A 10799-nucleotide genomic window follows, 5' to 3' on the forward strand; every position below is an offset into this window, starting at 1 on the left:
TATTTTATCTATTTGAATCATATCACTTTTATCTTTTAATATCAACCGGGCACTTGCAAAATAACTCTAAAACCTCTAAAATTATTGTATCTGCCAAAACATTTAATTAAGGGAGAAAATTTATGAGTATATACGCAATTTACTTCAGTCCAACCGGTGGAACTGAAAAAATAGTTACATTTATAGCTGAACAATTTGGTGAATATCAGAGCATTGATTTATGCGAAAAGACTTCTGATCTAACAAATGATTTTTCCGAAGAAGATCTCTGTATCATCGGAGTTCCTTCCTTCGGTGGACGTGTTCCTGCCATTGCATTAGAGAGAATCAAAGCCCTGAGCGGAAATAATGCAACTGCGATTCTAATCACCGTTTACGGAAACCGTGCTTATGAAGATACATTGATCGAACTTGAAGATACTCTGATTGAAAAGAACTTCACCTGCCAGGCAGCTATTGCGGCTATCGCAGAACATTCCATCATGCATCAGTTTGCAACTGGAAGACCTGATCAGAATGATCTTACAGAACTCGCTTCCTTTGCACAGAAGATAAAAGAGAAAACAAACAACACTGTAAAAACTGATTTTCCACCAGTACATGTTCCGGGTAACAGACCTTACCGCGAATACGGTACGATTCCGCTTATCCCTGGTGCTTCACATACCTGTGGTTCCTGTGGATTGTGCGCAGCGAAATGCCCGTCAGGAGCAATTCCATCTGACAATCCTAAGCAGACTGATAAGGACAAATGTATTTCCTGTATGCGCTGTATCAGCGTCTGTCCAACACATTCCCGCAAGCTGAATCCACTAATGCTGGCTGCTGCTTCCCAGAAGTTAAAAAAAGCTTGTTCCGGACGAAAAGAAAATGAACTGTTTTTATAAATAAGACTATAAAAACACCCGCTATTTTCATCCTTCTCAAGATAAAATAACGGGTGTCTCTAAATTATTACACTATACCACTACTTCTATCAGTGTCTTGTCACCAAATTGAATTTTCCTATTCGTTATTCTTCATCCTCCAGCTTCACGCACGGCAGATTCCATCTGTAATGCGCTGCTCCGATACGAATCACAAGCACAACTACTGTTCCGATCACAAGCGCCGGAATCTGTCCCCAGCTTCTATATGCCAGTACACAACAGATTGCCCCCGCGATCGATGCACAGGCATACACATGCTTTACAAAAATATATGGTGGAACCCCTGCCATCACATCTCGGAGAAGTCCTCCTCCAACTCCTGTCAGTACTCCAAGGAAACTTAAGAAAAACATATTATCATGATATCCTGCTGTCCATCCTGTGGATACTCCGACTGCTGTAAAGATCCCAAGTCCGACCGAATCCATCAGGAACATTAGTCCTGCATAGAGTGCCTGGTATTTGCTATGCACCAGTCTCTTATTAATAGAAAGTAAGAGAAATGGCGCTAATGCAGAAATCACTGCCACTTCTACATAAATCGGCTTCACAAATGCGCTCGGTGTCTTCCCCAAAATCACATCACGCATCATTCCGCCTCCTACCGCGGTCACCACACCAAGCACCAACACACCGAAAATATCCATCTTTCGCCGGATCCCAACCATTGCCCCCGAAATTGAAAATGCGATCGTTCCGATCAACTCGATGATCAAAACGATCAATGTCTGTAAATCCATATTGTTTCTTCCCCATTTCTATACCGATATTTCGACTAATATCAGTAGTTTCTGTTTGAAATTTTATCATAAAGGATTTGCATTTTCAATAATGTTACACATGTTTTGATTCCTTTTTAATTTCGTCACTTTTCTTCTAAATAAATATCCCGTCCCATACATTTCCGCCATTTTCACAATAATTCTCTGAATATTTCCGTTATACAACCTTAATTTTTTCATTTATCACACCTTTTTAAACCTTCAAAACCTTAATTTTTCACCATACAATTTTCCCTGCTTTTCCCTTCCCCTTGACACCGGGTGCTATAGTGTAACTGTAGCAAAGAAAAAGAACACTTAACAAAACCTACTTATTATTTTGACAAGTTGAAGGCTGCTAAGCGAATTCAGTAATTTGGAGGAAAAGATAAATGAATACTTTAAAAGCTGAAAAAAGAGACATGTCAATCAAAGCAAAAAAATTAAGACGCGAAGGATTCGTAACAGGAAACCTGTTTGGTCGTGAACTGGAAGATTCTATTCCACTGAAATTTGATAAAGCAGAAATAGAAAAACTTCTGAAAGTCGAGAGCAAAGGTGGTCAGGTTATGCTGGAAGTTGCCGGCGAGACTTATGACGCTCTGATCAAGGAAGTTGATTACAATCCTTTGAAAGGTTATGTAGATGAAATAGATTTTCAGGCACTGGTAAGCAATGAGAAGGTTCACTCTGTAGCAGAGATTCACCTTGTAAACCTCGAGAAACTGTCTTCAGGAGTACCACAGCAGATGCTTCAGGAGATTTCCTTCAAGGCTCTTCCTGCCGCATTGGTAGAGAAAGTCGAAGTTGATGTTGGACCTCTGAAAATCGGGGACACAATTCGTGTTGCTGATCTTCCAATTGCCAAAGACAAAGATGTTGATCTTATGACAGATCTTGATGCAACAGTAGTTACTATCACAGAAGTACACGTAAAAGCTTCTGATCTTACTTCAGATGAAGAGGAAGAAGAAGCCGCAGAATAATTTTAACTTAACAAGCGACAGGCGCAGAGCTTCATAATTGATTCTCTGCGCCTGTTTTTTGCTTTCACTTTTACATCGCTATCTTCCCTTGTTTCTTCCACTTCCGTGTCACATAGATATAATACGGGATCAGTGGAATCAATGCAGAAATCCATGCTGCCGGATCCGCCAGGCAAACTCCCGCAAAACTTGTTTTTCCTGCCACAAGAACTACAATTGCAGATCTCGCCGCAAGTTCAAACACTCCTCCGAGCATCGGCACAAGTCCATATCCAAGTCCTTGCAGGGTATTCCTATATAGGAAGATACTTCCCAGGAATGGATAACACCAGAATACCGTATGGAAATACAGCACTGATACTTCAATAACTTTCGTCTCTGATGGGCTGATAAAAAGGTAGGTCAGATATTTACTAAAGAAAAATACCAGTATCATCGCAATTACGCTGTAAGCCAGAATCATAATCTGTGTACAGCGCACACCTTGTCGTACACGGTCTACTTTTCCAGCTCCCCAGTTCTGTCCCACATAAGTTGCAATCGTTGCACCGAAAGCAACGAATACTGTGCAGATTACATTCTGAATCTTTGCTGCCGCAGAGAAACCAGCCATATAATCTTCCCCGTAAACATTTACAGCACCCTGTACAATAATTGTTCCGATCGCTGTAATAGAAAACTGTAATGCCATCGGAACTCCAAGAGCCATCAATTTTCCGCAAGCTGGAAGAGAAAATCTGAAATTCTCTTTTTTAAGATGCAGAATAGGGAACTTCTTCACGATATATATAAAGCAGAGTACTGCTGAGATTCCCTGTGCGATAACTGTCGCATAGGCACATCCTTCTACACCCATACCGCCATAAATAATAAATGCCACATCAAGTCCCACATTGATTACCGCTGAAATAATCAAAAAATACAATGGGGATTTCGAATCACCCAGTGCACGCAGAAATGCAGCCAGCGCATTATACGCTGCCGTTACAATCAGACCCGCATAAATAATTCCCATATATGCCTTTACGTCCGGCATAATGCTATCCTTATAATTCATCAAACGTAAGATTGGCTCATTTGCAATTCCAAGACCAATCGTCATAAGCACAGCCCAGCCAGCAGAAAGGTAAATAGACATCGCCACATAATGCCGCATCCTCTCATATTCTTTCGCGCCAAACCACTGTGACACCAAAATAGCAAATCCACTACTCAGACCGTTCAGCCAGCCTGTCACAAAGAACATCAAGGATCCCGTACTTCCAATTGCAGCCAGTGCTCTTACACCAAGAAACTGTCCTGCTATGATTGAATCAGCAATGTTGTAAAACTGCTGAAATATATTTCCCAAAAACATTGGTATCATAAACTGCATGATCAGGCGGGCCGGACTTCCGGTCGTCATGTCATGAATCGTTGTGTTTTTCATTGTTGCATTGTCACTCATACTGTCATTATTTCCTCCAATTCATTACATCCCTCACCGATTTTTGTCGGTTATTCATTCTTTTCTGCACCTTCAAGTCTCGCACCTTCCATCATGGCCAGAACAAACTCTTTCATCTCCTGTGCATCCCAGATCTCCGGAACCGGATAAACCGGATTCGCCTCTTTCTGTGCCCATTTTACAATCTGGTTCACATCTTCTTCCCGGATCATATCCGGATATTTCGGAATTCCAAGTTTCTCTTTTAACTCTTCCATCCACTGGAGAAATGTTTCGGCACGAACTTCGGCTGAGATCATACCGTCCGGTGTATCTACTTCCATCGCACAGATATCACACAAATCCGCAAGCTTATCATACACAGAAGAGCCATAGGCACGCATCACATGCGGAAGCAGAATTGCCATCACAAGCCCGTGAGGCACTCCATAAAGCCCGCTGAGCGCATGGCCAATTGCATGAACATAACCCACACTTCCTCTTGTAAATGCGCGTCCCGCATGAAATGCAGCCTCCTGCATATCCTGTCTCGCTTGCAGATTTGTCCCGTCTTCATATGCTGTCAGAAGACTTTCATGAATCAATCGCACTGCCTTACTACACATCAGACGCTCAAAATCACTGTTATATGTATCATTCGTGTATGCTTCCACTGCATGACACAGCGCATCCATTCCTGTCTGTGCTGTTACCTGTGGTGGCAGTCCTACTGTAAGGCACGGATCAAGTACTGCAAAGCGTGGCATCAATTGCAAATCATTGATTGATGCTTTATGATGTGTCTGAACCTCGGTAATCACCGCTGCAATCGTTGTCTCAGACCCGCTGCCTGAAGTTGTAGGCACGGCGAAGATTACAGGAATCGGACGTAGCACACGGAAAAGTCCCTGTAAGTTCCGAATTGCTTTCTTCGGTCTCGCAACTCTGGCTCCGATCCCTTTTGCACAATCCATCACACTTCCGCCACCAAATGCGATCATGCAGTCACACTTTTCTCCAAGAAATATTCCTACTCCATTTTCAACTTCTTCATCCGTAGGATTTTGAGAAATGCCGTCAAAGATAACATATTTCAACTTCTTCTCTTTCATCTCTTCCAGCAGTTCATTAAGAAGCCCCCTCGCACGGATCTTCGGTCCTGTTACAATTAATACTTTATGAAATCCTCTATCTCGAACCGCCTCTGGCAGCTTCTTCACTGCTCCTGATCCACTGAGCATTTTCGGTGAACGCCACGGAAGTGCAGCCATCAAAAGCTTCGCCCCCGCCTGATATACTCTGCAATATTTTTTCATTAAAACTGATTTCACATTTGCTTTCATCTCACACCTACCATTTTCATGAATACTGTGATTTGTATTTTGCCACACTCCTGCTTTGAAATCAATCAATTCTTTCTATATTAAAGGAATTTTTTTAATGTTCCTTTTCACTTGTATATAATAATGCCTAAAAATCTGTCTGATTTTCCTTATTTTCTTTTTTTGTGAAAAATGACAAATGATTTTCGATAAATTTTTCCATTATTTTTGCTATTTTTTTATTTTTTCTATGTAAAATCCTAGCAATATCGCACAAAAAAGAGTATACTAAAGAAGTAGTATTATGAAAGAGAGGGCTTTTTATGAAACACGATAATATGTTGGCTATGATCTTAGCCGGAGGTCGAGGAACCCGCCTCCATGATTTGACAAAAAAAGTGGCTAAACCAGCCGTTTCATATGGCGGAAAATACCGCATTATTGATTTCCCACTTAGTAACTGCGCAAACAGCGGAATTGACATTGTAGGTGTTCTGACACAGTACGAATCCGTACTTCTGAACAGCTATGCAGCAGCAGGAAGAAGATGGGGACTTGATGCGAAGGACAGTGGAGTTTATGTGCTCCCACCACGTGAGAAAGCTGATGCGAACCTTGATGTATACAGAGGAACAGCTGACGCTATTTCCCAGAATATTGACTTTATAGATACATACTCCCCAGACTATCTGCTGATCCTCTCTGGAGACCACATTTATAAGATGAATTACGACAAGATGCTCGAATATCATAAACAGAACAACGCAGATGCAACGATTGCCGTTATCGAAGTTCCTATGAAGGAAGCAAGCCGTTTTGGCATTATGAATACAGATGAGACAGGACATATCGTTGAATTTGAAGAGAAGCCTGAGCATCCAAAGAGCAACCTCGCTTCCATGGGTATTTATATCTTTAACTGGAAACTTCTTCGTAAGATGCTTCTCGCAGATATGAAGAATGCAGATTCCAGCCATGACTTTGGTAAAGATATCATTCCTACTATGCTTAATGACGGAAAGAGTCTGTATGCATACAAGTTCAAAGGATATTGGAAAGATGTTGGAACAATTGATTCACTCTGGGAAGCTAATATGGACCTTCTTGATAAGAACAATAAGCTTGATCTGAATGACCCAAACTGGAAGATCTATACAGAAGATGCAACTGCACTTCCACAGTATATCGGAGCTGATGCAGTTGTAGAAAGAGCCTTCATTACACAGGGATGTGTCGTTGATGGTACAGTTAAGAATTCTGTTCTGTTCACTGGTGCGAAAGTTGCTGCCGGTGCAAAAGTCATTGATAGTGTCCTCATGCCGGGTGCTGAGGTTGCAGAAGGTGCCGTTGTTACACGTGCCCTTGTTGCCGATGGCATTAAGATTGGAAAGAACGCTGTTGTCGGAGACGCAGCCAGCGAGAATATCGAGCTCGTTGCAAAACGAGTAAAGGGGGACGAATAAAATGAGTAAAGCTTTTGGAATTATCAACTTTGCAGGAAACAACATACAGGTAAATGACATGCAGGCATACCGTCCGATCGGTGCCTTCTCCTTCCTCGGAAGATATCGTGTGATCGACTTTCCGATTTCTAACATGAGTAACAGTGGAATTGATGTAATGCAGGTTTATGTTCGCAGAAAACCCCGTTCTCTCGTAGAACACATCGGAACAGGACGTCATTACAATATCAACTCCAAACGTGGTAAACTGATTACTCTCTTCCAGGAGAGCAACATTGACAACGGTATTTACAACACAGATATCGCTGCTTACATGGAAAACCTTGACTGCTTCGATGAGATCAACTCTGAGTATGTTGTGATCGCGCCTAGCTACATGGTTTACACAGCTGATTACAGTGCATTTCTCAAGACACATATTGAATCAGGTGCAGACATCACTCTGATGTATCACTCTGTTGACAATGCGAAGGATCATTTCCCGAACTGTCAGACACTGAACATCAACAAACAGAAAGGTGTTCTCTCCATGGAGCCAAACCTTGGAAATGCTAAGAACAGAAACATCTTCATGGATACTTATGTAATGAAGAAAGATCTGTTCCTTGACCTGGTTCAGAAGGCACACAAACTTTCCTCCATGTACACACTGGCTGATATCGTGAATGAGTCTTGTGAGGAACTTGATGTTCGCGCATATCCACATCGTGGATACTTTGCAACAATCTCAGACTTCAATAGTTACTATGAAGCAAACCTTGAACTGATCGACCTGAAAAAAGCAACAGATCTGTTCCATGATAACTGGCCAATTTATACACGTACAAATGACTCCTGCCCGACACAGTATTTTGAAGGCAGCAAGGTAACATCCTCTGTTATTTCCAACGGATGTCTGATTGAAGGAACTGTTGAGAACTGTGTTATCGGACGTGGATGTACAATCAAAGAGGGCGCTGTTATTAAGAATTGTGTCATCGGTGCAGACGTTGTTATCGGAAAAGGTGTTCACGCTGAGAATCTCGTAATCGACAAACATGCTCGTTTGATCCGTGGAAAACGTATCATTGCATCTCCTGATAAACCGGGATACATCAAGCGTGGTGACAAACTGTAAGTTTAAAATCACTTTTAAAGAATCTTATGGGAGAATCATTTTCCTAATATATAAAACAGGAGATTGAAAGATATATTTTGAATCTTTCAATCTCCTGTTTTTCAGTTCTGTATCAAATGCGTTTTATATTTTTACTTGCAGCATTTTTATTTGCGATTCTTTTTATAGATGATTGCAAGTCCTTTCAGGAGCAGATCATCGTCCAGGATAATCTCTCTTCTACAATGAGAAACAATCTTCTTCGCCAGTCCGCCTGTCGCGATCACAGTTGCCTCTCCGCCAAGCTGTTCCTGCAGACGATCAATAATTCCATCCATTGCGGCAGCGCTACTGTAGATCAGACCGCTCTTCATACACTCTGTAGTATTCTTTCCAATCATATGCTCCGGTGCTTCAATACTGATTCCGCCAAGCTGAGATGCATGAGCTGTCAGAGAATCCAGAGAAACTCCGATTCCAGGATAAATCATGCCTCCGATATAATTCTTATTTTTATCAATCACGCAGACTGTATTTGCTGTCCCAAGATCAAAGATTAGAAGTGGAGCCGGATACTCAACAATTGCTGCAACAGAATCGACCACCAGATCACTTCCCAACTGTGCTGGGTTATCGATTCGAATGTTCAATCCTGTCTTAATTCCGGCTCCCACAACAAGAACATTCTTCTTCAGGATCTTCTCTACCGCCAGCTTCACGATGGTTGTAATCTGCGGCACGACAGAAGAAATGATTCCGCCTTCGATTTCATCTCTATGAATATGATAAATATCAAGTACATTCTTAATATCGATTGCATACTCTAACTCTGTCTTCGTACGAACAGTTGACAAACGTTCTACAAAAAGAGTTTTATCTCCATCAATACAGCCCAATACAATATTTGTATTTCCAATGTCTATTGTCAGTATCATCTTTTAAACTTCCCCTCTCTGTGCCAGAATCTGATCAAGGATTCGATCTGCTGTTTCCTCTTTTGTCAGCTTGCCGAGCTCTTTTTCAAAATCTTCTGTAATCACTGTGACCACATTCGTATTCCCGCCAAACCCGGCGCCTTCCATTTTCAAACTGTTTGCTATAATCATGTCCAGGTTCTTTTTCTTCAGCTTCTTTCTGGAATTCTCGAGCATATTTTCTGTTTCCATAGAAAATCCACAGAGGAATTGATCTTTTGTTTTATGCGCTCCAAGATACGCAAGAATATCATCTGTGCGTTCCATTTCAAGTGCCAGATCGTCATCCTTTTTCTTCACCTTTTCATCACTGACATAGCGTGGTCTATAATCCGCAACTGCTGCTGCCTTAATAATAATATCCTGTTCTTCGGCCCGTCCTGTCACTTCTTCAAACATTTCTCTCGCCGTTGTGATTGGAACAACATTTACAAAATGTGGCTTCTCAATAGAGGTCGGTCCTGTGACAAGTGTAACATCCGCTCCACGCTGCATACATACCTTTGCAATCGCATACCCCATCTTTCCGGTAGAATGATTCGTAATATAGCGTACAGGATCAACGGACTCCTGTGTAGGACCTGCTGTAACCAGAACATGCAGTCCTTTCATATCCTTTTCTCTTGCGATTTCCCGCAAAATATATTCAAGCAAAAGCTCCGGTTCCGGCATTTTCCCTGCTCCTGTATCTCCACAGGCAAGATAACCAACCGCCGGGCTGATCACTTCATAATTATAATGCTCCAGTACCTTCAGGTTATCCTGAACGATTGGATTCTCAAACATATTCGTATTCATTGCAGGAGCAACGATCTTCTTACATTTGCACGCCATGATTGTTGTTGTCAGCATGTCATCCGCAATGCCATGAGCAATCTTCCCAATCACATTCGCACTTGCCGGTGCCAACATAACTACGTCCGCTTTCTTCGCTAATGATACGTGTTCTACACTATATTGAAAATTCCGGTCAAATGTATCTACAAGACACTTATTTCCTGTCAGTGTCTCAAATGTGATCGGATTAATAAAATTTGTCGCATTTTCTGTCATAAGCACATGCACATCTGCATGCAATTTCTTCAGCGCACTTGCAAGTGACGCAATTTTATATGCTGCAATACTTCCTGTCACTCCAAGAAGTACAGTTTTTCCCTTTAACATGAGTACATTTTTCCTTTCTGTTAAACTCTTTTTTTAGTTTAGCACAACAAATATTCTTAGAAAAGTCCTTTACCGTTATGTTTTTCACAAAATACCGTATAATTTTGTATTTTATCCACATTCTATATAAAGAAACCCACATTCTTTTCTTATAACTGATGCACGTATTCCATCTTTGATATTATTTCGTCACAAATAATGCACCATAAAAAGGAGGATTTCATCATGGATGAACAAACACGAAAACTATATGAAGAATGCAACACTGGATGTCAGATGGCAATCGAAAGTATGCAGCAAATCAAAGATTTCACCCAAGATACAACCTTATTCCAATTAATTGAAAAATACATTGATCGTCATTCTCGATTAGGCGGTAATGCAAAAGACCACCTGATTGATTCGGGAAATGAAGTTAAAGCTCCGGGAATGATGGCTTCCGCATTTTCCTGGTTCAGCACAGAACTTAAACTGAATCTGAATGATGATAACTCCAAAATTGCAAAACTTCTGATTGATGGATGCAGCATGGGAATTAAAACACTCGGAGAACGTGCCAATACATTGAACAGGGCTGACAAATCTGCCGATGCGCTGGCAAGAAAAATTATCAAAACAGAAGAAGAAATGATACGAGAATTAGAATCATTTTTATAAAATTTGCTTTCTCTTATCTGT

The 10799-nt window shown here is 41.3% G+C and carries 10 protein-coding genes; 5 read left to right on the top strand and 5 right to left on the bottom strand.

The features are described from left to right. Positions 1 to 122: 122 nt before the first annotated feature. A complete protein-coding gene (locus ACZ47Z_RS15000; protein ID WP_054752695.1) occupies positions 123 to 887 on the top strand; it encodes an EFR1 family ferrodoxin in 765 nt (254 codons plus the stop codon). A gap of 125 nt (positions 888 to 1012) precedes the next feature. Here the strand turns inward: ACZ47Z_RS15000 and ACZ47Z_RS15005 are convergent, their stop codons facing one another. Then, entirely contained in the window at positions 1013 to 1669 is a 657-nt protein-coding gene (locus ACZ47Z_RS15005) for a trimeric intracellular cation channel family protein (protein WP_055163260.1), read from the bottom strand. 413 nt (positions 1670 to 2082) lie between these two features. On the opposite strand from ACZ47Z_RS15005, the gene ACZ47Z_RS15010 reads away from it, so the two are divergent. After that, complete coding sequence (locus ACZ47Z_RS15010) at positions 2083 to 2676, top strand: 50S ribosomal protein L25 (RefSeq protein ID WP_015527493.1); 594 nt, start codon at positions 2083 to 2085, stop codon at positions 2674 to 2676. Between the two features lie 70 nt (positions 2677 to 2746). On the opposite strand, the gene ACZ47Z_RS15015 is transcribed toward ACZ47Z_RS15010, so the two are convergent. Together ACZ47Z_RS15015 and ACZ47Z_RS15020 are read right to left on the bottom strand one after the other, a co-directional pair. Then, positions 2747 to 4123 carry an MATE family efflux transporter gene (locus tag ACZ47Z_RS15015; protein WP_226866080.1) on the bottom strand — a complete coding sequence of 459 codons (1377 nt, stop codon included), beginning with the start codon at positions 4121 to 4123 and terminating at the stop codon, positions 2747 to 2749. A 50-nt stretch (positions 4124 to 4173) separates the two neighbouring features. Then, positions 4174 to 5433: an iron-containing alcohol dehydrogenase gene (locus ACZ47Z_RS15020; RefSeq protein WP_464525710.1), complete on the bottom strand. Its 1260-nt coding sequence runs from the start codon at positions 5431 to 5433 to the stop codon at positions 4174 to 4176. 314 nt (positions 5434 to 5747) lie between these two features. Here ACZ47Z_RS15020 and ACZ47Z_RS15025 point away from each other — a divergent pair, with 314 nt between their 5' ends. Both ACZ47Z_RS15025 and glgD read left to right on the top strand, forming a co-directional pair. Then, on the top strand, positions 5748 to 6887 hold the full coding sequence (locus ACZ47Z_RS15025) for a glucose-1-phosphate adenylyltransferase (RefSeq protein WP_055147206.1): 1140 nt from the start codon (positions 5748 to 5750) through the stop codon (positions 6885 to 6887). Between the two features lies 1 nt (position 6888). After that, the gene (glgD, locus tag ACZ47Z_RS15030) at positions 6889 to 8004 is read left to right on the top strand and encodes a glucose-1-phosphate adenylyltransferase subunit GlgD (RefSeq protein ID WP_412377692.1); all 1116 of its coding nucleotides are present in this window, start codon (positions 6889 to 6891) and stop codon (positions 8002 to 8004) included. A 146-nt stretch (positions 8005 to 8150) separates the two neighbouring features. On the opposite strand, the gene ACZ47Z_RS15035 is transcribed toward glgD, so the two are convergent. Together ACZ47Z_RS15035 and coaBC are read right to left on the bottom strand one after the other, a co-directional pair. Continuing rightward, entirely contained in the window at positions 8151 to 8918 is a 768-nt protein-coding gene (locus ACZ47Z_RS15035; protein ID WP_020435950.1) for a type III pantothenate kinase, read from the bottom strand. A 3-nt stretch (positions 8919 to 8921) separates the two neighbouring features. Then, positions 8922 to 10121, bottom strand: coding sequence for a bifunctional phosphopantothenoylcysteine decarboxylase/phosphopantothenate--cysteine ligase CoaBC (gene coaBC / locus ACZ47Z_RS15040; protein ID WP_015527755.1), 1200 nt, complete (start codon positions 10119 to 10121; stop codon positions 8922 to 8924). A gap of 225 nt (positions 10122 to 10346) precedes the next feature. On the opposite strand from coaBC, the gene ACZ47Z_RS15045 reads away from it, so the two are divergent. Further along, the gene (locus tag ACZ47Z_RS15045) at positions 10347 to 10778 is read left to right on the top strand and encodes a hypothetical protein (protein ID WP_020435949.1); all 432 of its coding nucleotides are present in this window, start codon (positions 10347 to 10349) and stop codon (positions 10776 to 10778) included. Positions 10779 to 10799 lie beyond the last annotated feature (21 nt).

Source organism: Mediterraneibacter faecis (assembly GCF_055383675.1).